The following is a 25,118-nucleotide window of genomic DNA, read 5'->3' as shown; positions in this document are numbered from 1 at the left end:
TTCAATGCGACTTCTAAAGAGTGCTCCGGGACGGAGCGGTGAGTGCGTTTGGGCAGGCGAGGGCCGGATGGATAGGTTCGACATCATCGTGATCGGCGGCGGACTGGCGGGCGCTTCGGCGGCCGCCGAACTGGCAGCGTCTCACAAAGTGCTGCTGCTCGAGGCTGAGCGGCAGCCCGGATATCACTCGACGGGACGGTCCGCCGCGCTGTTCTCGGAGACCTACGGCGCCCCGGTCGTGCGCAGCTTGTCGCAGGCCAGTCGCCCTCTGTTCTTCAATCCTCCTGCGCAGTTCGCCGCCGCGCCTCTGGTTGGGCCTCGTGGCGTGATGTACATCGCGTCCGAGCAGCAAATGCAGTCGCTACGCGAGTTCGAATCGGCGGATCACGTTGGTGCGCGTGTCAAGCGAATCGAGCGCGAGCAAGCGCTGCAGATCTGTCCGATCCTTCGCCCTGAGTGCGTTGCCGGGGCACTGTACGAGACGGGCGCTTGCGATATCGATGTGCATGGGCTCCATCAGGCCTATCTGCGCATGCTGCGTGCTCGCGGCGGCGTTACCGTCATGTCGTCGCGTGTGACGCGTCTGGAGTACGCGGCGCGCGAGTGGACTGCGATCACCGATGATGCCCGCTACTTCGCTCCAGTGGTCATCAACGCCGCAGGCGCGTGGGCGGATGAGATCGCGAGTCTCGCAGGAGTGGCAGGCATCGAACTGCAGCCGTGCCGTCGTACTGCTTTGCTGGTGGCCGCGCCCGCTGGCGTGGAGATCGGCTCGTGGCCACTGGTGCTGGATATCGAGGAGCAGTTCTATTTCAAACCGGATGCGGGGCTGTTGCTGTTGTCTCCCGCTGATGAGACTCCAGTGGAGCCAAGCGATGTGCAGCCGGAGGAGTGGGACATCGCAGTCGCCATCGATCGCGTGTGCTCGGCGACGACTTTGGATGTCAGGCATGTCAAGCACAAGTGGGCAGGCTTGCGCAATTTCGTGGCGGACCGTACGCCGGTGGTCGGCTTCGATGCGAATGTCCCGGGCTTTTTCTGGCTGGCCGCGCAGGGCGGCTACGGTGTGCAGACGGCGCCGGCGATGGCGCGTCTCGCCGCATCGCTGGTACGCGGCCAAGGATTGCCGGAGGATCTGGCGACATGCGGTGTCACTCTCGAAGCGCTCAGTCCGGACCGCCTTCGGCGCCCAGCGCCTCTCACCAGATCTTCACTCGCATCAGCGCAAAGATGATTGCGATAGCTGTGCCCGCCACGCACAGCAAGGCCCATCGTCTACGTTGTGATCTGTCCGGCAGCAACAAGCCGCCGGCGAGTGCGAGCAACACGCCTTCGATCAGGAACCAGGGCTCGAAAACCAGCAGATCCCAGTAGAGCCAGGCGGGCACAGCAGGCTGCGGCCAGCCGGAGATCGTTGCGATTCGCATGCCGATGCCCACCAGGCCGTGCGCCGTCGCTATGCACGAGCCAAACCATGCGACGGTGAGCTTCGCGCGATGTACCGCTGCGTTGGGAGAGCGCCGTCGTAATGCGAGGCCGAGCAGGGCGGCGATCCCAAGGATAGCGGACGCAATCCAATTGATGGTCCGCCATTGTGGAAGCGTCGCGATAGATGGATGCAGAGCTACGAATCCCGCCCTCACGCCGAGCGCCCACACCAGATGAGGCAAGAGATAAAGCAGCGACCAGAATGCAACGGCATAGCCCGCTAGTGTGGATGCGCGCGAGGACATGCCATTGTCGCGAGCGCTCATCGCACAGCTCCCCGAATCCACATGGCGCGGGGTTGCCTGAACTCGTAGCCGGTGGGCGGATTCGCTTCTCGATCGATGACTTCGAACGGAGCAAAGCGCGATAGCAGGATTTGCAGCGCAATTCTCACCTGCGCTTTAGCCAGCCGGAAGCCAAGACACATGTGATGCCCGGTCGCGAAGCCCATGTGCGCGGTCAGGTTCGGGCGTGTGATGTCGAAGCGTTCCGGATGAGGGAACATGAGAGGATCGTGGTTGGCCGCGCCGAGCATGCAATTCACCGTTTCGCCTGCGCGCAGCGTCACTCCTCGCAACTCCACGTCCTGCACCACGTATCGAGTCGCCGACTGCACGGGGCCCAGCCAGCGCATCGTTTCCTCGATCGCATTCGCCAGCAGGGCCTCATCACTGCGCACGCGTTCGATCAGTTCCGGATGCGCGGACAGCGCCCATAGACTGTTCAGGATCAGCGCCTCCACGGTGGATATGCCGCCGAAGAAAACAATGGAGAGGTTGCGGACGAGTTCCTCGTCGCTCAGGCGCCGATCCGCCGGCGCCTGCACGAGGCTCGACAGGAGCGAGTCGTCGGGGTTCCGGCGCGCGGCCTGTAATCCTGCGTGCAGGTACTCATGAAACTGCTTTGTGCTACTTTGAGCGCGTTCGCGCGTGTGCAGATCGCCTTCGAAGTTCGCCAGAGCACGTTCGAAGTCGTCATACCAGCGGCGCAGATCCTGCTCGGCCGCCAGTTCCATCCCGAACGCCAACAGGATGGTGTGGATCGGCAGGCGGCTCGCGAAACGCGTCCGCAGCTCGATTGTAGACGCGCCGCTGCACTCATCGGCCAATCCTGCCGCGGCCGCTCTGATATGAGATTCCAGACGAGTTACGCTGACTGCGCTGAATCCCTGCAGGAATACCCGGCGATATCGCCTGTGCGCCTCCCCCTCACTGCTCAGCATCTGTTCGCCAAAGGTGTCGCGAATAGGTGAACGTTCGGCGGTCGCCGTGAAGTTCACGCCGTCCATCAGCACACGTCGGACGTCATCGTATCCCGTGACGTACCACATCTTCAGTGCTTCTACCCAGGTCAGCGGTTCGCGCTCGCGGACTCGAGCGAAGAAGGGGTAGGGATCGCGCTCGAGCTCGGCAACGCTGATGCTCGCTCCGAGCGGGAAGCGAGTCTGGAAATCCGGAGGCGAGGCGCAATGCATGGCGGCGCTACTCATGAAGACAGAATCTCACACAGCACACGGTGATCGATGTTGCCGCCGGAAAGAATGGCTGCAACGTTGCGCGCCTCGAAGTCGGGCGAGCTGGCAGCTGCGAACGCGACTGCGGCGGCCCCTTCGACGACCAGGTGATTGGTCTGTGCCAGTGTGCGCACGGCTGCACGCGCTTGTTCCACGCTCACGACAACGACATCGTCGATGAGATCGCGCAACAGCGGCCACATTTCATCGAGAACGCAGTTCGAGCCTATACCGTCGACGAAGCTGGGAGCGCGATTCACCGGCACCGGGCGGCCCGCGGCGCGTGCTGCGCTGAGCGGTGCGGCCGTTTCGATCTCGCAGCCGACGATGCGAATGCGCCGTCCTGCCGAGCGGAGCGCCAGGGCGATTCCCGCGGCCAGGCCACCGCCGCCGATGGGGACGACGACGGTGTCCACTTCAGGCCATTGCTCGAGCAGTTCCACACCGATCGAGCCGTTGCCGATGATCACATCGGGTTCGCATACCGGATGTATGAATAGCTCTTCCGCCGCGCCCGTTTCGCGTGTCATGAGGATCCGCCACCAGTCAGTGAAGGAATGAACAAACAGATTCGCGCCCATGTTTCGAAGCGCGGCGCGCTTGTTTTCGGCGGCCGTGTCTGGAATGTGCACACTCAGTTGCGCGCCCAGCTGCCGTGCGGCGAGCATGAGTCCCTGCGCGAAGTTGCCTGCACTTGCAGTTGCAATGCGTGACAGGCTGCGCCGACTCGCGGCTTGCAGCAGAACGTTGAACGCCGCACGGATCTTGAATGAGCCGAGCGGCTGCAGATTCTCCGCCTTCAAGCGTAATGTCCGCCCTGGTCTGCCAGGGAACGCTATGAGCGGGGAGGGCATCACATACGGCGCCAGGCGCTCGGATGCGGAGATGAAATCGGCGTGCCGCGCTTGCAGGACGATTTCGTGGAGTCGTTGCGTGGTGCTCATCGGTCATGCCTCATCACTGCCTGATACACGTGCCAGGCGCTGCACAGGTCCTGGACGATGTGGCCCAGCGACTTGTACACGGTGATCTGCTCATCGTTACTGCGACCCGGCACCTCATCCAGCAGCACCTGGCCGATTTCGGCGACGACATGATCGTCGTCGACACGGCCAGCCGCCTTGGCTCGCAGGAACTCAGCCCCCTGTCGTAACACCGATGCACGATGATCCGCGACGAAGCGCGACGCGACCACCAGAGCCACATCGATTTCCGCCGGACCTGCATGACTGGAACCAACGATATTGACGTGTGTGCCAGGACGTACCCATGCACCCTCGAGAATGGGCTCACTCGCCGAAGTGGTCGTGCAGATGATGTCGGCCTCGCTGGCGGCAGCCTGCGCACTGTCTACGGCGATGCACGCGATGCCGCTCGACTCGGCGACCTCGGCGACGAAGCGTTCACGTCGTTCGCGATCTCGACCCCATACGAGGATGCGCGAAAGCGGGCGCACTTCTTTGATTGCAGCGATGTGCGCTCGCGCCTGCTCACCATAACCGAGGATTGCGAGTTGCGAGGCTTCGGCGCGCGCCAGCGCAGCAGTAGCGACGGCGCTCGCAGCGGCGGTCCGTATTCGAGTGATCTCGCCGGCGTCCAGGATCGCCACGGGCGCGCCGGAGTCCGGATCGAACAGCACAACTACGCCTTGATGGGACGAGTGCGCGCCAGCGCCAGGAGGAAACACGCTCACCAACTTGGCGCCGAATACCTCTCCGAGGCCCATCGCTCCGGGCATGACGCCGAACGCCTGGCCGGTGCGCAACGGCAGGATCTGCCTGGGCGCATGGATGGGCTTGCCGCGGGAAAGACTCTGCATCGCCTCGCGCACTAGTGCTATGCAGGCGGGATAACCCAGGTGCAGGCGAATGAGAATCGAGTCGATGACACGCAACTGCATGAGATGTTCCAATGTCACAGGATGAAACGACGCGGCTGGAGCTGGCGCAGTACGACCGTCTGCTCGGGCCGGCTGTCGCACCGGGGCCAAACGTTCCGCGCTCGACGCTGGTAGGGGAGATTGGCGAAGTCGAGCGACAGCGCGCCCGGTGTATCCACACTCAGGATGCGATCTGCGATGGCTGAGAATCGTGCGCGGAAGTGATTTGTGGATTTGACGATCACAGCACGTAGCGCCGCGGGATCGAGTCCGAGTCCGCTAAAGACGTCGGGGCTGACCGCCTGGTACCGCGAGTGCGTGAGAATAACGTGCACGCCATCGATCTCGACCCATGCAGAGCGGCCCAGCGGAATCCTTGGGCCCTCCGCTGGGGATTGCTGAGAATGTCGTTCGCTCAGCCCGCGAATCGTTGCGCGCACCTCGAGCGGTTCACCAGAGACGCGGCCGTGTTTGCCGCCGATCCGCAGATTCGCAGGAGCACCGAGCCCAGCGTCGAAACACTGATCTACGCTTTGTGGATCGTGGACGAGTGAGATGGCGATGTCTCTCAGCCCGCGGTTCAAAGCTTCGCGCAGGATGAAAGTAGAGTCGCCCGGCGCGCCGCCGCCCGGATTGTCGGCGATGTCGGCTAGAACAACCGGGCCTTGGCGACTGACGGCAACTTCGCTCAGCGCTTCAGAGACGCTGACCGTCTCGATCCGCGCGAAATCGCGTAGCGACCAGATTTCATCGGCGATCGCAACTGCCGTGGACTCCGCCACGTCGAGCGCTTCGTTTGTGAGTACCAGAACGCGGGCTCCGGCTTCTGGAACGTCGCCCCACGGAAAACCATGGGCGAAGCCGATGGAAACGATCGGCTCGTGCGTCTCGCGGAGACTGATCCGGTCGACCAGCGATCGAATGGGCTCGTGCGAGGTTGGCCACACTCCCACCAACCCGCAATCGATCAGTGCGGCGGCGGGCCGGATCTCGCCGGCCAGCACGCGCAGGCAAATGCGATACAACTCTCGCAAGCGCTGTTCGCCGTCCGTATGTGGATATTCCTTCATGATCGTGATGGCGTCCGCAGCGCTGACCATGGCCGCGGTCAGATGGCAATGCGGATCGAGCATGGCGCCTACGAACGCGGTCGCACCGACGCGCTCACGTACCTTGTGCAGCAGGTCGCCTTCGCAGTCCTCATAACCCTCTGCGACCATGGCGCCGTGTAACGTGAGCAGAACGGCATCGAACGGTCCATCGGTTTCGATCCGTCGCAAAATCTCCTCCCGCAGGCTTTCATAAACTCCGCGTCGGGTCGGCCCGGCCGGATCGGCGTAGGCCGAAGGTCCGAGCACCACCTCGTGTCCATCACGTTCGCCCAGCCGCTTGATCAGCAGGACAGGGGCAGTGAACGCGGTCTCTTCGATGTAGTCGCCTTCTCGCCAGCACAGCCCGCATGCCTGGAACTGCTCCCAGTCCGTGGGCTGCGGCGAGAAGGTGTTGGTCTCGGTGACAATGGCGGCGGTCAGGATGCGCACGAATGGACCTCAACGCGCAGGCAGGCGCATGAATCGTTTGCAACCCACGAAGAGTGCAGCGGCGAAAGCGGCAATCACGCCCATGAGCGCAAAGAACTGCGCATGTGAAAGGTGTACCCACAGCGTGCCAGCGCCGCCGCCGAGCAGGTTGCCGGCAAAGCCGGCGAGATACCACACCGCGATGGCCGTCGCGGTGAATGCCGCGGGCGTAATGCGAGCGAACAGCGCAAGTCCGATAGGAAACACATACAGCTCGCCGGCCGTCATCAGCGCAAAGAATAGCGCCACCCACAGCCAGCTCACTCGAGGTGCGCCATCGAGCGTCAGGGCGACCCACGACAGCAGGAACCATGCGCTCGCAACCAGAACGGCTCCGCTCGCCATCTTGGCCAGCGCAGGCGCTTCCTTGCCGCGTTTTGCCTGCGCGGTCCATCGAGCCACGAGCAGCGGTGTCAACGTAAACACCAGCAAAGGATTCAGCGATTGAAACCAGGTCATCGGAATGGTGAAGTCGCCGACGCCGCGATCCACGCCGGCGTCGATCCACGTGGCGATGGTGTTGCCGATCTGTTCGTAGCTGGCTCGGAATACCATCACGATGAGCGCGAGTGCGAGGAGCAGGGCGTACGCGCGTTTGCGGTCTTCCTCGCTGGTCCATTGCGCCCGCGCGAGTCGCGTTGCTGAACGCGGATCTTCTGGCGGGAGGTAACCGGCGCCGCCGATATATATGAGCAGGCCGACGACCATTCCCAAGCCTGCCGTTGCGAATCCCCAGTGCCAGCCGAACAGCTCGCCAATGGTTCCACAGACCAGTGGCGCAAGTAATCCGCCGGTGTTGATTCCCACGTAGTAGACACTGAATGCCGAATTGCGTCGCGGATCGGTAGCAGCGTAGAGCCCATCGATCTGACTCGGCAGGTTCGGTAGAAACAATCCGCTGCCGGCGGCAATGATGGCGAGCGCCACGAAGAAGAGCGGCTCGAATGCCATCATGAAGTGGCCCAGGGTCATGATCAGACATCCCAGGACGACTGCGCGGCGGCGACCCAGCCAGCGATCGGACAGCGCCGCCCCTGCCAACGGCGTCAACATCACTGCGCCCGTGTACAGGCCGTAGATCAGCGACGCGCGGGGCTGAGAGAACATGAGCTGCTGGGTCATGTAGTAGACCAGCATCGCGCGCATGCCGAAGTAGGAGAACTTCTCCCACATTTCTGTGAGGAACAGGATCGTCAGCCCGCGCGGTTGTCCGAACCACTGTGCCGAGCCGAGGTGAGTCCTCGCGTCAAGGCTTGGCTGGGCGTCTGCTGGAACAGGCTCGCTTTGCGAGGCGAACTGCGTCATGGCTGCTCCGAGCGCTCGATCCATTGCAGGGTGAGCTTGCGTACCGTACCGAGCGGTGCGTATCCCATTCCCAAAAGCTGGGCATGGAACTGGCGCAAATCGAACTTCTTGCCTAGCCGCTCGCGTGCCAGCTCGCGCAGACTCAGGATTTCAGAACCGCCCGTGTCGTATGCAGTGAGCTGCGCCGGCATGACGGCGATGCGATCGATCATGTCGTTCACGCTCTGCTCGCTCGGGAACAGTCCGCTCGACATGAGAAATTCGAGGGCGCGCTCGCGCGGCCAGTCGAAAGCATGCAATCCTGGGTCGACGACCATGCCGAAGCCCGGCTTCGCTCGCCAGAGAATGCGCGCGTGCGCAGTGGTGTACATCCCGAATTCATCAGCGAGCCGCTCTGCATAACGGGCCCAGCCTTCGATGTACGCAGGAAAGCGCGCGACGGCGAGCAACTCATTGCCATACGGCAGCGACTGAGCGAGCGAGATCTGTACGTGATGGCCGGGCCACGCCTCATGCACACTCGTGACTTCGACCTGGCTCCGGGCGTTGTCGCGCCAGGTTTGCAGATTGACCAGATAGCGAGCGGGCTCAGCGTCGCGCGAGGGCGAGTAATACGGGTTCATGCCGCTGTCGCGCTGATACGTTGGGAAGGCGACCACTTCCAGTGGCGCTCGAGGAAGTGCGATGAATAAGCCTTTCGATGCCTCGCGAGCGCGTTCCGTCACTTCGCGCGTGAACTGCAGCACCGCTTCGGGTGAGTCGAACCGATTGGCTGGATCCGCCTGGAGCCGCGCCATGATCTGCGTGACATCTCGAGTACCGAACTGCAAGGCGCCGAGCTCGACGATCGCGGCTCGGTTCTCCTCGATCATCTTCTGGCCGCGCTCGAAGATCTCTTCGGGCGAGCTGCCCAGGCTCGTTTCTCTTCTGAGCAGGGCGCGATAGCAGTCCCGGCCGTGCGGCAACGATGAGACGCCGATCGAACTACGAGCCTTGCGCACATACTCGTCGCGCAAGAAATCGCGATAGCGCCGCAGTTCGGGCAGCACGTCCTTCTGCAAGATCAGCTGCTGGTCGCGAGCGAAATTGGCGTCGTCGGTGCGCTTCGCGGGCGAGGCGAGCGATGAAGCCGCCGCGGATTCCAGCTGATCATCGAGTTGCCGTACGACGCGTCGTACCACGGCTTGGGGCGCCGAGTATCCGAGATCGAGTCCAGCTCGCAGCAGTGCCGTTTCGCGATGGATGAAGCCTTGGACTTGTTGCCATCGAGCGAGCGCCCGCGAGCGCGCGGCTGGCGAATCGACTGGCTGACGCTCGGCCCACGCACCGAGCTGAATATGCCACCCACTGATGTGATCGACGTTCCACAGCTCGCGTCGGCACACGCGTACCTCGCGCTCGGCTTCGACGGTTGCTCGCAGGGCCTCGAAAGCGATTGCGGCTGCTGGCTGCAGCTGCGCTTCTTTGAGTGTGAGCAACTGCTCGTGGAGCCGGTCTTCGGTTTCATGACGCGAGCGGAGTGCCGCCGCGGTGTTGTCCGGGAGAGCTCCGGGCTCGGAGTGACGGCTGGCGCGCAGGGCAGCAGCAATTTCCGCAATCGTACGCTGCGCTTGGTCGCCGTTTGCCGCCTGTGAGGTCAGCATGGATGCGAGCGCAAGCGCGATCGCCGCTGTGGTCCCAGCCCTCGTCGGCTCAGTCATCTGGCCCGCTCCCCATGAATCGTGCGGTTGCTACTATCGCGCGGTATTAGCAGAATTGGCAACATGAAATTTCAAAAAAAGAAAAATATTTGCAACTGAGAAAATCGCGTGCTCCAATCTCGAAAGCGCGGCGCTGCACGCGACGCGCGTCAATCGAACAAAAAACAGGGGAGAGGCTTCATGCGTACACGACGTGGCCATGGTCGACTCAACTCGGGGGGAGCCCCGCTTGCGACAGCGTGTGCTGCCGCGGTGCTAGGCTGGCCCGCGGCGGTCCTGCACGCTGCGGAATCGCCGATGGCGGATGTCCATCAGGAACTGCAGGAAGTGGCGGAGGTGGTGGTGACGGCTTCTCGCATACGTCGTGAGAACGCCGTGATGCCTACGCCGGTAATGTCGCTCACCGCGGAGGACTTCCTGATCAGCGGCGCCACCGACGTGGCGAGCTTCGTCAACGAGTCGCCGGCGTTTCTGGCCGGCGTCAGTCCCGCAGCCAATGATTCTTCAGGGGGTGCGGGCTCGGCGTTTCTCGATCTACGCGCGCTCGGGCCTAAGCGCACACTCGTGCTGGTGAATGGGCGGCGGCACGCACCGACGACTGTCGGCGGGTCCGTGGATGTGAGCGTGTTGCCGAGTGTGGCACTGGAGCGCATCGAGACAGTCACTGGCGGCGCCTCCGCAGCCTGGGGCTCCGATGCCGTCGCGGGTGTGGTGAATGTGATCTACGCCAAAGATTTGCAGGGCGTGCGGGCGACTGCGCAGTATGGAGCTGCCGAACAGGGCGATGCCGGCGACACTCGTTTTGCTTTGGCCGCGGGCGATGACTTTTTCGCGGGGCGCGGCCACGTGCTGCTAGCCGCCGAATACCAGAAGAGCGCCGGTATCGCCGATCAGAAGGATCGCGACTGGGGCGCACGCCGCTGGGGCGTCATTCGCAATCCGGCCGACACCGGCCCGACTGATGGCATTCCGGCGCGACTCATCCGCCCGGATGCCAATCTGACGATCGCTACCGAGGGCGGGCTGATCCTCGGGCCCGGTCCGGTCGCTAATCTGCAATTCACGCCAGGCGGCGGCTTGGCCCCGTTCGAGCGAGGTTCGATCGTTTCTCCGCCTTACATGATCGGCGGCGACGGCGCCAACTTCGGCCAGTACGCGGCGCTGTCGCAACCGTACGAGCGCAAAAACGCTTTCATGTCCGCCGATCTGGATCTCACCGAGCGCGTGCGGGTCTTCTTCGAAGGCGGATATGCGCTGACAGACGCGCACTCCGACGTGGTGCAATCTTTCGTCCTGGGTAATTTGCCGGTGCGCGCCGACAACGCGTTTCTTCCCGATGAGTTGCGAACACTGCTGCAGGACAATCAGATTCCAGCATTCGCGCTGGGACGACTGAACACGGACATGGGGTTCATCCGCACCAACCGTGAGCAACGGATGCGGCGCGCGGTGCTCGGACTGGCGGGCGAGTTCGGCGCAGCCTGGTCTTGGGAAACCTATGTGCAATATGGCGAGGCGGATTCGACCGAGCGTCTGAGCAACAATTTCATGCCCGCACGATTTGCCTTTGCCGCCGATGCCATCCGCGATGCCAATGGACAGATCGTCTGTCGTGCGACGCTGAATCCGCTCACGGCGGCGGCTGCGCAAGGATGTCAACCGATCAATCTATTCGGCTTCGGTGCGCCGAGCGCCGCCGCGATCGACTATGTTTCTGGAACTTCGTTCTTCACGCAGGAGCAGAGCCAGACCGTAGGGTCGGCTGAAATTCGGGGTCAACCCTGGGAGCTGTGGGCGGGGCCGCTGTCGATCGCCGCCGGCGTGGAGTACCGGAAGGAGCAATACACCGGCGCCGGCGACGACGTGACGGCTGCCGGGGCGTTCTTGCTGGGCACCGGTCAGGCGCTGTCGGGCGAGTTCTCGGTGAAGGAGACCTTTGCCGAAATACTGCTGCCCGTTCTCACGCAGCAGAGCTTCGCCCGCAGCCTCGAACTGAGCGCCGCTGCGCGACTCACCGACTACGACACGATCGGCAGCGTCGAGACATGGAAGCTGGGTTTCGTTTGGGATACGGCGCACTCCGTTACTTTTCGAGGTTCGCTCTCGCAAGATATTCGCGCACCCAATATCGCGGAATTGTTCGCGCCCGAGGGCGTGTCGTTCTTCACTCCGGTCGATCCCTGCGATGCGGCCAGCCAAGCGGCCAATCCGGCCTACGCGCAGTCCTGCGCCGCCGCTGGCTTGCCTGCCAATTTCGCGGCCTCGAATGGGCTCATTCGCGTGCTCACCGGCGGCAATCCGAATCTCAATGAAGAGACGGCGCGGACCCGGACCGCAGGCTTGATCGTAGCGCCGCCGGCCGTTCCCGGCCTCAACCTTTCGCTCGATTGGTACGACATCCGGATCGCCGATGCGATTCTGCTGGGGGTTCCGGTGCCTACGATCCTGGACGGCTGTTACGGCGGCAGTTATCCAAACAGCTATTGCGCTGGCGTGCAGCGAGACGCATCGGGTCAGCTCGCGAGCATCACCAGCTCCGGTCTGAACGTCGCAGAGTTTCGCAATCGGGGTGTCGATTGGCAGGCGCGCTACGGCTTCAGCGCGCCTGCGTTATTCGAGAGCGGCGATGCAAACATTACCGTCAGCGTGCTCGGCGGCTATCTGATCGAACAGAGCGATACGCGTGCGCTGGAAAGGATCGACCGAGCCGGCGAATTGCGCCGTGACAATTCGGGGCTGCCGAAGTTGCGCTGGAACGCCAATGTTTCTTATGCGACCGATCATGTCGGTGTGTCGGGGCAGGTGCGCTACATCGGTTCGGGCAAGTACGACAATACCTATGGACCGGAGGACATCGAGGACAACTCGATTGCCGCCGAATGGTATCTGGATTTGTCGGCGCGCGTGCCGCTGCAACTCGGTGCAGGCTCGCTCGAGCTCTTCGCCGGTGTGAACAACGTGTTCGATAACGATCCCGCGATCGTGCCCTATGAGTTCGCCATCTCCGCGCTCGCCACCAACCCGGGGCTATACGACACGATCGGGCGCTACTTCTATGGCGGAGTGCGCATCAGTCTTTGAGACTGCGAGAGGGGCGATCGTAAGGATCGCCGACTGGCGCGCCGGTGGTGGGACCGACGCGCCGCTTTTTGAATCATCGATGGAGCAATCAATGCAGACGACGATAGCGAGCTTCGGCGGGGCGCGAGCCCAGGTCCCTTTCCTGATCCTTGCGCTTGCGCTGCTGCTTGGGATCGCTGCCTCGGTGTGGTCTCGAACCTCACTGGCGAATGAGGCCGAGGTCGCGCGGCCGGTGCCTGTGCCCAACACCGAGGAGCACGCGATGCGCTCCAAGGCGGGCCAGGACTATCGGATATTCGTTTATCTGCCGGTCGGGCAGGCGCCGGCGTCTGGTTGGCCCGTTGTTTATGTCCTCGACGGCAACGCCTGGTTTGAACCGCTCGCGAACGCGATTCGCTTGCAGGGCCGGCAGCCGCAGTTCACCGGCATCAACCAGGCGGTGATCGTGGGCGTCGCCTATCCCGGCGATACGCCGTTCAACGCGCATCGTCGCTTCTACGACTTCGTGCCCGATGTTCCGCTGCGCGAGGAAATGCCGCCGGGCGTGGAGCCACCGAAGATGGGTGGGGCGATGCAATTCCTTGGATTCCTGCGCGAGGAGCTCGATCCCTGGATCAAACGCCGGGTCAAGATCGATGACGAGCGGCGCACGCTGTTCGGCCATTCGCTGGGCTGTTCCTTCGCACTGCACGTGCTGTTCACGCAGCCGCAAGCCTTCCGCGATTATGTATGCGGCAGCCCGAGCCTGGGCTTCAACGGCGGATACGTTCTCGACTCAGCCGAACGTTTCATCGCGGCACAGGACAAGCGCCAGGTCGATGCCCACTTGCTGCTGTACGTCGCCGAGTACGACGAAAAGATGCCGCCGTCGCTCAATCCGGCCGTGGCCGAGAAACTGGCGCCTCAGCTGCAACGCGCTCGCATCGTCAGCGGCGCACGCGAGCTGTATCAAAAGCTGCAACCGCTGGAGAAGTCGGGTTTGCGAACCCGGTTCATGGAGATCCAAGGAGAGAATCACATCTCGGTGGTGCCGGTGCTCATCAATCGCATGCTGCCGATCGTGCTCGGCTCGCGGCCGAAAGGCTGAGCGACGCTCCATCGAAGCGCCAGCGGAAAGAATGCATGTATCCATGGGACGTTTGTTTACGGGTGGCGGCGCTTGCAGCCGCGTTGCTCACGGTTCCTGCATCCGGTGTGCGCGCCGAAATGGTCGATCTCGCCTCGGTCTCTGTGCCGGAGCTTCAGCAACGCGCGGCCGAAGGATCCGAACCGGTCGCGTTGCCTGAACGGGCTCTGGAGCCGCGCGAACTGGAAATATTCTTCGACGGCGTAATGGCGGCGCAGTTCTCGGCTCATAAGCTCGCCGGCGCCGCCGTCGTGGTGGTCAAGGATGGCGCAGTGCTGCTCGGAAAAGGTTACGGATACGCCGATCTGGAGCAGCGGACGAGCGTCGATCCTCTGAAGACGCGGTTCACGGTCGGTTCGATCTCGAAAGTGATCATCTGGACGGCTGTCATGCAGCTCGTGGAGCAGGGCAGGCTCGATCTGGATGCCGATGTGAACCGCTATTTGCTGCGGTTCAAGATACCTGACACGTCTACCGCGCCGGTGACGATGCGCCATCTGCTCACGCATACGGCGGGGTTCGAAGAGGTTGGAGCTCCGTTCGCTCCGCAGGTCGCGAGCAAATATTCGTCGCTGGGGGCGTTTCTCGCGAGTCACATGCCAGCTCGGGTGCTCCCGCCTCCACAGGATCTCGCCCACGCCGCGAGGCCGTATTCCAACTGGGGCGCACTGCTGGCGGCGCATGTGGTGGAGTGCATTTCGAATCGTAGTTTCGCGCAGTACGCGGCTGACAACATTCTCAGTCCCCTGCGCATGCGAGATAGCGTGTTCGCTGACGCAGGCAGTGGAGCGCTTTCCAATAGAGCTCGAGGTTACGTTTATAGGAACGGCCGGATGACCGGAGCTGTGGAAGATATGGCGCCGAGCGGACCCGCCGGCGGCATGATTGCGACCGCCGACGACATCGGAAAACTTATGCTCGCACACCTTCAGGGCGGCGTTTTGGATGATGCGCGCATTCTCGAAGAACGCACCGTTCAAGTCATGCAGCAGCATAGCGCGCAAGTATCGGACGCTCTGGACGGAATGGCTTTGGGCTTGATGGATGGGCGCCGCAATGGCCGTCGCATTCTCCGTCACGATGGCTCGACGAATTACACGCAAAGCGAACTGATGCTGGTGCCCGATGCGGGCTTGGGATTGTTCGTCGTCTACAACAGCCAAGAGGGCGGATATGCACGGCGCGAGTTCGTGCGCGCATTTATCGACCGGTACTTGCCGGCTACGCGGCCACGTGTTGCGCCGAACGATAGCGACTGGCCGCAGCTGGCGCAGTACGCCGGTGCTTATCGAAGCGAACGACGTTCCTTCACGACATTCGAAAAATTGCTGGGGTCGCTGCCGGTGACGGTCAAGCCGATGGCGAACGGCACGTTACTGCTCGCGCGTGAACAGTGGATGCCCGTCGCGCCCGATGTATTTCAGAACTCGCTTGGCGAGCGGGTTGTATTTCAGCGTGCGCAGGGACGTATCGACGGCTTTAGCTTGAAATCGTCGCTGGTGCCAATGCGGCGCATCGAGTGGTTCGCGGATCCGCGCTGGCATGCTGTCGGGTTGTTGTTGATATTGATCAGTGCGGCTGCTGCAGTTCGCGACGCGTTTCGCAAGAAAAATATCGGCTCGAGCGCGGACGCACGGCTGAAGACGCTTCTCGCACTGCTCGGTGTGCTGATCGTCATGACGACGCTGCTGCTCGGCTCGGTGATGGCGGGAGGTCTCGCGCCAATCATGGCGCGAGGCGTTCCTACCCGACTATTCGTCGGAGTTGCGATAGGCATCGCCGTGGCGGCGCTCACTCTGGCGCTGTTGCTGATCCTCGTTGTGATGGCTACCAAGCGGCGTTCGGTGCGTGGGCTCGCCTGGCCATCGGTCCACTGTGCCTGCGCAGTTCTGTTCGTCGTCTTGCTGCACTATTGGAATCTGCTGGGGCTGAGACTCGGGTGAGCGTGGCTATGGAAGTCTTGAGGCAAGCTGGTGCTTCCGTCGTGGGAGACGCGCTGGGTCGAATGGGAGGCGTCTCTGGTCTGAACCGCTATGACTGCGGGCACGCCTGTCTCGTTGCCCGGGCGTTCACTGTCGAGACGCGCGCCGGCGACAATCTCGCCATCCACGTGGCGCTTGGGCGTGCGCAAGCGGGCGACGTCCTGATCGTCGCCGGAGGGCACTGCCTCGAACGTGCATTGGTGGGTGACTTGTCGAGAAGTTACGCCATACAGCGCGGCATGTCGGGATTTGTCATCGACGGAGCCGTCAGAGATGTCGCTGCCTTCCGCGGGCCCGAACCTTTTGCCTGCTTTGCCCGCGGAACCAGCCACCGTGGTCCTTCCAAGGAGGGGCCGGGTCGCATAGGAAGCCCGGTGGCCATTGGCGGCCAGGTCATTTGCACCGGCGATATTGTCGTTGCGGACGAGGATGGCCTCGTATGTTTCGATGCTTCTCGGCTCGATGAGGTCACGAATCTCGTTGCAGCGCGCCTTGCGGCAGAAGCATCGATGCGAGCCGAAATATCGACCGGCAAGCCGCGACAGTCTTGGATCGAGGCGTCAGTTGCAAAGTGGGAAAGGCTCGTGGGAACGTGAGTGACACTGCGGAGCCTCCGGCGTTACTCGGCGGCCTCGCGTTCGCGGCGTGCCATTTCCTCGTAGCGTGCATCTTCGATAGCGGACACGACCTGATCGAGATTCGCCGGTGTTTCATCCCTGATATGAATACCCGTCAATTCGCTGTCCGGCTTCAGTTCGCCCTGCTCGAACAGCGTCCACATTTCATGGGCGAATCTCGTTTCCAGCAGCTCTGGTGCGAACTGGCCCAGCTTCTCTGTGATGTTCGTTACGTCCCGTTCGAGCATCGCGAAGCTGTTGTTATTGCCCGCCGCATCGACGGCCTGTGGCAGGTCGATGATGACGGGTCCCTGCTCGCCGATCAGCACGTTGAACTGCGACAGATCGCCGTGGATCAGACCTGCGCTGAGCATACGCACGATCTGGCCGATGAGGAATCGGTGGTAGTCGCGCGCCACCGCGGCTGACAACTCCACCTCACCCAGCCGCGGCGCGCTATCGCCGTAAGCGTCCGTCACCATCTCCATGATCAGGACGCCGTTGAAGAATCCGAACGGCTGCGGCACACGCACCCCCGCGCCGGACAACCGATAGAGCGCGTCGACCTCGGCGTTCTTCCATGCGCTCTCCTGTTCCTTGCGGCCGTAGCGGGTGCTCTTTGCCATCGCGCGAGACTCGCGACTGCCGCGCACCTTCCGACCCTCTTGGTACTGGGCACGTCGCTGAAAGCTGCGTTGAGCCATGTCCTTGTAGACCTTGGCACAGCGCGTCTGATCGCCGCAGCGAACCACATAAACGGACGCTTCCTTGCCGCTTTTCAATTGTCGAACGACAGCATCGATGATGCCCTCGTCCAGCAGTTCCTGGAGCGCGGCGGGAAGTCTCATACGAGGTGAGGCAGGCGAAGCATAGGGAGTTTTATAGAGGCGGGAATTTCGCAGTCGCCTCGAATCTAGCAGTAACTGGCAGAATTCAAAGCAGGAAAGTGATGGGCCGTATAGGACTCGAACCTATCACCAACTGATTGAGAGTCATACTAAACGATCAGGGAAATCGTGAGGTTAGGATCGGGAATTTTATAGAAACATGCCCAAAGAGCCTGGAAGCGCGGCGGGTTTGAGGGCTTGTTCTATAGAGGCTGCGGGGTGCTGATCGAGGTTCGGTCCGTATAGTTTCGCCGGAAAAGCGCCGAAACTCAACCCGATTGAATTCTTGGACACTACGCCGATCGAGACCGCATTTCGTCGCGTCGAAACACTACTCGACGGACTGCATCCGGTACAGTAATGAGGCACTCAATTCACGCCACAGAATTCGCATGAAACTCCCCACGACGCTTGCGATTGTTACAATTGTGTGTTCAGCGCTTGTGGCCGGATGCGGCGACCTTGCGGCAGCCGGGCCGGCGTCAATACCTGATGCACACACCACGGCACCGGAAGTTTTCGCTCCCGCCGTGATCTCCGCTTCTGCACACGATTCGGCGCCTGCCTTTGCCCCCGACGGCAATTCCGTCTATTTCGGGCGCAGCAGTGCCGCGCAATCAACGATCCTGTTCTCATCCCGCGTCGACGGGCGTTGGTCCGAGCCGCGGATCGCTGCGTTTTCTGGTGAGTGGAACGATATGGAGCCCGCATTCGCGCCGGACGGTTCCTGGCTCGCATTCGTGTCGAATCGACCGATGAAACCGGGCGGTAAGTCGATCGAGGCAACTTACAATGGCGGCCCGCAAAAAGGCGGCAATATCTGGCGCGTCGACCGCAGAGGCAATGGATGGGGCGAGCCAGTGCGTTTGTCGGATGCGGTCAACACGAATACGACGACGTTCGCGCCGAGCGTGACTGGCGATGGTAGCGTGTGGTTCATGACCACAGATACGAAGACCGGCAAGTTCCGCTTGTTCCGTTCGCAGTATCGCGACGGCGCCTATGCCCTGGCGCAGCCCTTACCATTTAGCGACGGCACTGCCAGCGATGTCGATCCGGCGGTCGCGGCCGACGAGTCATTCGTCATCTTCGGCTCGGGTCGCGTGCCCAAGCGCAGCATCGATCTGTTCATTGCTTTTCGTACCGGTGACGGCTGGAGCGATCCTCAGTCTATGGGTGGTGGCGTCAACAGCCCCGGCTCGGATGCAGAACCGCGGCTGAGCCCTGATCATCGCACGCTCTATTTCAGCAGCGAACGCGTCCTACCGATCACTTTCCCCCGCACCCAATCTCAAGCGAGCGCCGATCTCGCGCGCATGCAGTCATGGGATAACGGCAACTATAATATCTGGAGCTTGTCGCTTGCGCCGTGGCTCGATGCGAGGCGATGAATTTCTCGGGGCGGCCGTCAGCGGATTGGCCGGACCCATCGGATTGTTCCTAACATCACGCGCCGTGCAGGCGCCGGCCCACGAAGCCGCGCGATCGGCACCACTCATCTATGCATCTCTCGCGCGCTGAGCCGCAGTCGCGTTAGCACACTCGCGAATGTACGCTCGCAACGAGCGAGGCTCCCTTTGCAGAGCTGCCGACAAAGACACGCTGTTGCCTCCGAGGCCATAGCGCGAGTAGTGCGCGTAAACCGTAGCGAGCGCCTGCAACTCTTGAATACCGTACGGCGGCCGCGCCACCGCTACCCACTCATTAAAGCTCAACTCACGCGCCTCGATCAGCTCGCCAAGCTCATCTGAGATCATTGCCGCGATCTGCCGGCGATCGTACATGCCCGCACTCAATTGCAACGTGGCAAACGCCAGCCGCTCCTCGGTCAGTGCGATCGCCGCCACTTCCGCGACATCCCGATAATCGACACGAGCGATGCGAACGTCGGCCGGAAATGGTTCAGCAAATGCGCGCTTCGACACGATCGCGGGCCACGCCATACCGATGTTCTGCATGAAGTTCACCGGCTGCAGGATGGTGTACTGCAAGCGTGAGTTGTACAGTGCGCTCTCTACCGGAACCTTCGCTACGTGATGCTTTAGTTCGGTATTGGTCGGTTGAATCACCGACGAGAACACAAACTTCTTCACACCGGCGCGCTCGGCGGCCTGGACCAGATTCACCCCCATCCGAGCCTCATCGGCTGCGAACACCGGACCGATATGAAACACGCCAGTCACTCCCGGCAACGCGCGCTCCAGGCTTACCGGATCGCGCAAATCTCCAATCGAGATTTGGTCCGCTCCATTCTCGCGAGCGATCTGCGCGCGGCTTTCGGCTCTGACCAGTGCGCGAACCACGGCACCCCGGTTGCGTAACTCTGGAACGACCAGGCGCGCATACTTTCCCGTCGCGCCGACGACGAGAACGATCGGACCTTTCGACATGCGAGACTCCATTGGTGACTTCAGGCCATCCAGAGTAGATTTCCTTCCCCACCCCAACAATCACCAGACGGCGTGAGGCTGCCTGTCGATTTTCGAGAGAGTGATGAGCCGGATCGAAGACTTCGAAGCATTCATTGCGATCGTGGAGAATGGCAGTTTGACCGCCGCGGCCGCGAGCTTGCGGCGATCGCTGCAGTCGGTCAGCCGCTCGCTGGCGGCATTGGAGCAGGACGTCGGCATCGAATTACTCCAGCGCACGACCAGAGGCTCGTCCGCGAGCGAAGCAGGTCTGGAGTTTTATGAGCGCGTGAAACCGGCAATCGTCAGCGTCAACGAAGCAAAGCTTGCCGCTACGCGCGGCATCGCCGAGCCCGCCGGAAAATTACGCATCAGCGCGCCGGTTCTTTTCGGCCCCAGCTATCTGGTGCCGATCATTGCGGAGTTCATGTTGCAGTATCCCCAAGTACGCGTCGATCTGGAGCTGTCGGATGCGTTCGTCGATCTCGCGGCCGAGCAACTCGACCTCGCGGTTCGCATCGGTGATCTGCCGGACTCGAGTTTGCGAGCACGACGATTGGGATCGTTGCGCCGAGTCGTGTTCGCGGCGCCGAGCTATCTGGACCGCCATGGCGTTCCAGAGCATCCATCCGATCTCTCCCGTCACTCCTGCCTCGTCAGGACGGTGGACTCGCGCCCGGGCCTGTGGCGATTCCATGTCGACGACAAGCCACACAGCGTGATTGTGCATGGCGCGTTTCGATCGAACGCCATGTCCGCGATCTACGCGGCCGTGATGAATGGACTCGGACTCGGCTATTCACCGTTGTGGCAGATCAAAGATCTGGTGGACACCGGAAAAGTCCGCCTCGTCCTCGAAGCGTTCGAGCCCACTGCCGTGCCCATCCACGTGCTTTGGCAAGACTCGGCGTCCATGCCCGCGAAGGTACGAGCGTTCGTGGATTTCCTCGTCTCACGGCTGCGACTCGGCGGGCTGTAGCAACAGCACCGCTGGCAAGCGAGCGATCAAAGGCCGCATGTCGGCGCCGGATACGCTGACGCAATGATACCGAGCGTTGGTCGCACCGAAGTGGACCTACACCCGTCATCGTCGCGGTTCGAGTCGGCCTGCGCGGCAGGAAGACATCGCCGATGCACCATCGGTGCGAGTGACATCGTTCGCTAATGAACTGCCAAGCAGCGGCGCTTACGCATCTCGCAAATAAGACGCCATCCATCGGTAACTTCGCGCCAGTTTTCGGGCCGATTGCTTCATTCGCGAGCGCGTCTTGGCATGATTTGCACACGTGCTCACATCTTGCCACCGCAGCGTCGTTCGTCATGGCTCCATCGAATCCCCTGGTCGTCGCGCTCGTCTACAATGGTCTCAGCAATTTCGAGTTCTCCTGTGCCGCCGAGGTGTTCGGGCTGCTCCGCCCGGAATTCGAACCGGGTTGGTATCGCTTCGAGACCGCAGGCGCGGAGCCCGGCGTGCTCAAAGGCGAGTACGGTATCGAGATCCGGCCCGATGCGGGGCTGGAGCGGCTGCGCGATGCCGGCACCGTCGTGGTCACTGGATGGAAGGGCGTCGTCGACGCGCCCATTGCCAACGACCTCATTCAAGCACTGCGCCTTGCTCATGATCGCGGCGCTCGGCTGCTCTCGATCTGCGCAGGTTCATTCGTATTGGCCGCGACGGGCTTGCTCGACGGCAAGCGAGCGACGACGCATTGGCGTTTCGTCGAAGCGTTTCGTCGCAGGTTTCCGCGCGTCTCGGTCGATCCGGATGTTCTATATGTCGACGAAGGCCAGGTCATCACCTCGGCAGGCAGCGCAGCCGGGCTCGATGCCTGCCTGCACCTTGTCCGGCGCGATTATGGCTCGAACATCGCCAACCAGGTCGCCCGCCGCCTGGTCGTGCAGCCCCACCGCGACGGCGGCCAGGCGCAGTTCATCGAGCGCCCCGTGTTGACCCAGCATCGCGATCGTATTTCCTCCGCGCTTCAGCACATGTCCAAACATTTACACATGGAGTGCCAGTTGAAACAGCTGGCGCAGCTGCACGCGATGAGCACCCGGACCTTCATGCGCCGCTTCAAACAAAAGACCGGCGTCACTCCCGTTGACTGGCTGCTGGCGGCACGCGTCGATCGCGCCAGGCAGCTGCTCGAAGCAACGGCGTTATCGGTCGAGATCATCGCGTCGGAATGCGGGCTGGGCACGGCGACCAATCTGCGCCATCACTTCCGCCGCCGGCTCGGCATCAGTCCGACGGCATATCGCAAACGTTTCAGCGAGCACATTGGCTGAATCCTCACGCTGACTGGCGATCTCTGAGCTACCCGGCTCCGAGTCGTCCTCGAAGATGCAAACCAGTTGCGCGCCGACGGCAGGATTCGCGGTGGCAGCTACCACGACGCAGCCGCTGCGACATCGTTTACGTGTCGTCACCGTTGAATGCTGGACGATTCATCCGAGCGACTGAAAAATCCGGGAACGCGTCGCCGGGCTGCATGTAGCCGCCCGGCGGATGACTGATGCGAAGCTCGGCAATCACTGCCTCGAGTGCCGCCGTCGTCGCAGGATTCTGCCGGGCGCGTGAATCGGCTTGGTAGCGATCCAGACGATCCTGCAACGATTGCAGCGCAGTTCCCTTGCATCGATTACTTGGAGTGCGGCGGCAGATACGAGCGAATTCGCTCCAGATACCACTCGGGAAACTGACGCTGCTCTGCCGCGTCGAGCAACATGCGAACATGTCCTTCCTCGGCCTGGGCCGGAATCATCGGCTCATCGGCAATGTAGCTGAGTGCCGTGACCGTCTGATCCCCCTGAGAGACCGTGACCGCGACGGGAACGTATTTCACCTTGAGCTGCGAGTAGATCTTATCCAGCTCCGCCTGCGTCATGTCCATGACGACGCCGTAGACCTGGCCACCGTCACTGGGTTCGACATTCACCCACGGTGAGATCGTCAACTGGTAGCCAAGCAGTACGGCGACGGCTTGCGTACGCGCGCTCACGCCCAGCTTTTCCAGCATCTTTGGATTGATCAAACCACCATAGAAGAAGACCGGGACGAAGCGATGCATCGTGATGACCCTGCGAGGAGAGATGCAACAAGCTTAATGCCCAGTCCACGCTCAACCAGCGGCGCTACGGCGAGAATCGCAAAGGAAGTGACAATGCAGCGTCGCGCGGCCGACGCTGTGTTGCTCACCTCTCGTCGCAGCTCTGCTCCCGAGGCCGAAGGCACGATCAGGCCGAATTCGATTCACGCAGCGGCCGGTCAAGAGCGGCATCCCCAGGCTGGCGATGACTCGCAAGAGTCTCTGCTAGGAACGAGATCTGCGCGTGTCGGGCACGAGCCGCCGCCTTGGGGTGATAAGCAAGACCCTTCGCCGGGTCATTCAGGCTCTCCGCCGTGAAAGCGTGCAGAGCGTGGCCGTAGGCGTGCAACTGCCAGTCTGCTCCTGCTTGCGTCAGCTCCTGAGCTAGTTCGAGAACCTCGCGAGGGCGCGCATAGGGATCTTCCCAGCCGTGCAGCACCAGAACGCTGGCGCTGATGCGCTGAGTGACGCCTGGAGGTTTCGACAGCACTCCATGGATACTGATTGCGGCCGCCAGGCGGGGATCTGCGCTGCGCGCCAGGTCCAGTGCGCACAGTCCGCCAAAGCAATACCCCACTATCGCCACTCTGTGTGAGTCGACAAACGGCAGCGATGCCGCCGCATCGAGCGCGGATTGCAGCCTGCGCAGCAGGAGCGCCCGGTCTTCGATGAATGGAGCCATCAGCGCACTGTTGTCGGCTTCGATGCGACCACGATTGCCGTGACCGTATATATCGATCGCGATCCCTACATACCCGTGCGCAGCCATCTCATCGGCCATGCGATCCACATGGGGCAATCGGCCACTCCAGTCGTGTGCGATCAGTACACACGGCTGCTTGTTCGGGCGCCCCGCGTGCGCAACGTAGGCCTCGCACACGGTTTCTCCGTCTCGATACTGCACCAATTCTTTGTGCATCATGGTCGTGGTCAAAGTTCAAAGTTCGCTGCGGATTCGACGCCGATCTTTCCTCGGGCGTAAGCGCTGAACGCCCGGCGCATCGCTTCGACAATCTCGTCCATGTCGAAGACTCGCCGGATTGCGTCGATATCATGTCGCGGCAACGTGTTTGTCATGCTCGACGACGTTTGAGGTAGCCGCAGAACGCTTCCAATCCCTCGCCGATGCCGCGGCGGCCTGCGCCGATACGGAAGCGATCAGTTGGTGTAGGCCCCAGGTTCGACTGAAAGATGCTGGCCGGCGCCAGCAGCACACCCGCGGTTTCAACGAGGTCGCTGGTGAAGCGTTCGACGCCTTCCGAACCCAGGTAGCGTGGGTAGGAGATGCACCCGCCCTGTGGTCGGGTCCACTCGAACAGTTCGAGATGTTCTGCGAAGAACTGATCCAGAATCTGGAGGTTTTGCGTGACGATACTGCAGTTGCGGGCGAGGATCCGGTCGCGCGCTTTCAGTGCGATGATGGCCAAGCGCTCGCTTGGGCCGGCGTTGCAGATGGACAGGTAGTGCTTGGTGTGTTCTATCCGTCGGAGAATTTCCCGATCGGCACTGGCAAGCCAACCGATGCGAAGCCCGGGCAGCCCGTAGGCCTTGGACATGACTCCAAGAGAGATGCCTCGCTCGTACACATCCGCCACTTGGGGCAGATGTTCCGTGCCTTCTGGCCCGAGCAACCGGAATACTTCATCGGAGAACAGGTAGATGCCGTGCCGGCGGCACAGGCCGACCAATGTGTCAAAACGCTCCCGCGACAGGATCGCCCCGGTGGGGTTGTGTGGAAAGTTGATCAGCATCAATCGTGTGTTCGGCCGGACCGCCGCGGCGACACGATCGATATCGAGCGACCAACCGTCGTCGGCGTTCAACGGCACTCCAGTGACATCGCAGAGGGATTGCGCGATGGTCTCGTGCGATTGGTAGTTCGGGGTGACGACGATGGCGTGGCTGCTGCGTTCGAGCACCGTTTGGAGTGTGGCGTAGATAGCCTCTTCTGCGCCGGTCGTGACGAGGATTTCATCGGCGCGTCGGTTTGCGTACGTGCTTGCAATCACATCGCGCAGCGCGGGCAGCCCCCTGGTTTCGGTGTAGCCCAGCCAAAGATTCTCGTATGCGGCGCGATCGTGGGGCGCAGCCATGGCGAGGAGTTCCGGCACCGACATGCTCTCGGCGTCCGAAGCCGTCATATGGTATTTGGCGGCGAACTCCCAGCGGGCGAAGTAACACTCGAGCTCAAAGGGAGGCAGGGCAGTCATAGATGTGGGCCCAGAGAGCGGGACGCTGCGTGCGCCGCGCGGCCCGAAAAGCGGACGAAGATCATCGCCTATTGTCGGAGCGTGCCGCAGGGCGCACGGTTGGCAGAAGCGACACTTAGCGATCAATCTACGCCAACTTGAAGCGCACGCAAAGGCGCAAGGCCGACCGATGTCCAGAAGCGAGTCGTTACGACACGTCCATGCCGCCGCGCTGGCGCGAGCACCGATGATCGACGAACAGCTTCGGCCGTAG

Annotated in this window: 21 protein-coding genes; 8 read left to right on the top strand and 13 right to left on the bottom strand. The window is 62.1% G+C overall.

What is annotated here, in order from left to right:
* Window positions 1-67 precede the first annotated feature (67 nt).
* Window positions 68-1,234, top strand: coding sequence for an NAD(P)/FAD-dependent oxidoreductase (locus EK373_RS32095; RefSeq protein WP_129649462.1), 1,167 nt, complete (start codon window positions 68-70; stop codon window positions 1,232-1,234).
* Here the strand turns inward: EK373_RS32095 and EK373_RS32090 are convergent.
* The 7 genes from EK373_RS32090 to EK373_RS32060 are packed head-to-tail and all read right to left on the bottom strand — an operon-like array spanning window position 1,200 to window position 9,465.
* Window positions 1,200-1,754, bottom strand: a complete 555-nt coding sequence (locus EK373_RS32090) for a DUF3995 domain-containing protein (protein WP_129649461.1) — start codon at window positions 1,752-1,754, stop codon at window positions 1,200-1,202. The genes EK373_RS32095 and EK373_RS32090 overlap by 35 nt on opposite strands.
* Window positions 1,751-2,977, bottom strand: a complete 1,227-nt coding sequence (locus EK373_RS32085) for a cytochrome P450 (protein ID WP_129649460.1) — start codon at window positions 2,975-2,977, stop codon at window positions 1,751-1,753. Before EK373_RS32085 ends, EK373_RS32090 begins: the two co-directional genes overlap by 4 nt.
* The gene (locus EK373_RS32080; protein WP_129649459.1) at window positions 2,974-3,945 is read right to left on the bottom strand and encodes a threonine ammonia-lyase; all 972 of its coding nucleotides are present in this window, start codon (window positions 3,943-3,945) and stop codon (window positions 2,974-2,976) included. Before EK373_RS32080 ends, EK373_RS32085 begins: the two co-directional genes overlap by 4 nt.
* A complete protein-coding gene (locus EK373_RS32075; protein WP_129649458.1) occupies window positions 3,942-4,901 on the bottom strand; it encodes an ornithine cyclodeaminase family protein in 960 nt (319 codons plus the stop codon). Before EK373_RS32075 ends, EK373_RS32080 begins: the two co-directional genes overlap by 4 nt.
* A gap of 14 nt (window positions 4,902-4,915) precedes the next feature.
* On the bottom strand, window positions 4,916-6,421 hold the full coding sequence (locus EK373_RS32070; RefSeq protein WP_129649457.1) for a M81 family metallopeptidase: 1,506 nt from the start codon (window positions 6,419-6,421) through the stop codon (window positions 4,916-4,918).
* 9 nt (window positions 6,422-6,430) lie between these two features.
* Window positions 6,431-7,765, bottom strand: coding sequence for a peptide MFS transporter (locus tag EK373_RS32065; protein ID WP_129649456.1), 1,335 nt, complete (start codon window positions 7,763-7,765; stop codon window positions 6,431-6,433).
* Window positions 7,762-9,465 (bottom strand): DUF885 domain-containing protein, encoded by a 1,704-nt coding sequence (locus tag EK373_RS32060; protein WP_129649455.1) that lies wholly within the window; start codon window positions 9,463-9,465, stop codon window positions 7,762-7,764. Before EK373_RS32060 ends, EK373_RS32065 begins: the two co-directional genes overlap by 4 nt.
* Window positions 9,466-9,762: 297 nt before the next feature.
* On the opposite strand from EK373_RS32060, the gene EK373_RS32055 reads away from it, so the two are divergent.
* The 4 genes from EK373_RS32055 (at window position 9,763) to EK373_RS34500 (ending at window position 16,250) form a co-directional block, all read left to right on the top strand.
* Window positions 9,763-12,546 (top strand): TonB-dependent receptor domain-containing protein, encoded by a 2,784-nt coding sequence (locus tag EK373_RS32055; RefSeq protein ID WP_232831434.1) that lies wholly within the window; start codon window positions 9,763-9,765, stop codon window positions 12,544-12,546.
* Between the two features lie 91 nt (window positions 12,547-12,637).
* Complete coding sequence (locus EK373_RS32050) at window positions 12,638-13,633, top strand: alpha/beta hydrolase (RefSeq protein WP_157994636.1); 996 nt, start codon at window positions 12,638-12,640, stop codon at window positions 13,631-13,633.
* Between the two features lie 35 nt (window positions 13,634-13,668).
* Entirely contained in the window at window positions 13,669-15,615 is a 1,947-nt protein-coding gene (locus EK373_RS32045; RefSeq protein ID WP_157994635.1) for a serine hydrolase domain-containing protein, read from the top strand.
* Between the two features lie 8 nt (window positions 15,616-15,623).
* Window positions 15,624-16,250, top strand: coding sequence for an RraA family protein (locus tag EK373_RS34500; protein ID WP_129649451.1), 627 nt, complete (start codon window positions 15,624-15,626; stop codon window positions 16,248-16,250).
* Window positions 16,251-16,273: 23 nt separating this feature from the next.
* On the opposite strand, the gene EK373_RS32035 is transcribed toward EK373_RS34500, so the two are convergent.
* On the bottom strand, window positions 16,274-17,119 hold the full coding sequence (locus EK373_RS32035) for a PA4780 family RIO1-like protein kinase (RefSeq protein ID WP_129649450.1): 846 nt from the start codon (window positions 17,117-17,119) through the stop codon (window positions 16,274-16,276).
* A 431-nt stretch (window positions 17,120-17,550) separates the two neighbouring features.
* On the opposite strand from EK373_RS32035, the gene EK373_RS32030 reads away from it, so the two are divergent.
* Window positions 17,551-18,549: a TolB family protein gene (locus tag EK373_RS32030; RefSeq protein WP_129649449.1), complete on the top strand. Its 999-nt coding sequence runs from the start codon at window positions 17,551-17,553 to the stop codon at window positions 18,547-18,549.
* Window positions 18,550-18,657: 108 nt separating this feature from the next.
* Here the strand turns inward: EK373_RS32030 and EK373_RS32025 are convergent, their stop codons facing one another.
* Window positions 18,658-19,548 (bottom strand): NmrA/HSCARG family protein, encoded by an 891-nt coding sequence (locus EK373_RS32025; RefSeq protein ID WP_198683817.1) that lies wholly within the window; start codon window positions 19,546-19,548, stop codon window positions 18,658-18,660.
* Between the two features lie 103 nt (window positions 19,549-19,651).
* On the opposite strand from EK373_RS32025, the gene EK373_RS32020 reads away from it, so the two are divergent.
* Window positions 19,652-20,545 (top strand): LysR family transcriptional regulator, encoded by an 894-nt coding sequence (locus tag EK373_RS32020; protein ID WP_129649447.1) that lies wholly within the window; start codon window positions 19,652-19,654, stop codon window positions 20,543-20,545.
* Window positions 20,546-20,886: 341 nt separating this feature from the next.
* Window positions 20,887-21,855 (top strand): transcriptional regulator FtrA, encoded by a 969-nt coding sequence (gene ftrA / locus EK373_RS32015; protein ID WP_129649446.1) that lies wholly within the window; start codon window positions 20,887-20,889, stop codon window positions 21,853-21,855.
* 127 nt (window positions 21,856-21,982) lie between these two features.
* Here ftrA and EK373_RS32010 read toward each other — a convergent pair whose 3' ends face one another.
* From EK373_RS32010 to EK373_RS31995, 4 genes are all read right to left on the bottom strand, one after another.
* The gene (locus EK373_RS32010) at window positions 21,983-22,180 is read right to left on the bottom strand and encodes a hypothetical protein (RefSeq protein WP_129649445.1); all 198 of its coding nucleotides are present in this window, start codon (window positions 22,178-22,180) and stop codon (window positions 21,983-21,985) included.
* A gap of 28 nt (window positions 22,181-22,208) precedes the next feature.
* Entirely contained in the window at window positions 22,209-22,637 is a 429-nt protein-coding gene (locus tag EK373_RS32005) for a gamma-glutamylcyclotransferase family protein (protein WP_129649444.1), read from the bottom strand.
* Window positions 22,638-22,803: 166 nt separating this feature from the next.
* On the bottom strand, window positions 22,804-23,577 hold the full coding sequence (locus EK373_RS32000; protein WP_129649443.1) for a dienelactone hydrolase family protein: 774 nt from the start codon (window positions 23,575-23,577) through the stop codon (window positions 22,804-22,806).
* Window positions 23,578-23,728: 151 nt separating this feature from the next.
* Window positions 23,729-24,865, bottom strand: coding sequence for an aminotransferase class I/II-fold pyridoxal phosphate-dependent enzyme (locus EK373_RS31995; protein WP_129649442.1), 1,137 nt, complete (start codon window positions 24,863-24,865; stop codon window positions 23,729-23,731).
* Window positions 24,866-25,118 lie beyond the last annotated feature (253 nt).

The organism is Peristeroidobacter agariperforans (assembly GCF_004138335.1).
GTDB lineage: Bacteria > Pseudomonadota > Gammaproteobacteria > Steroidobacterales > Steroidobacteraceae > Steroidobacter > Steroidobacter agariperforans.
This window is presented reverse-complemented; position numbering and strand designations above follow the sequence as displayed.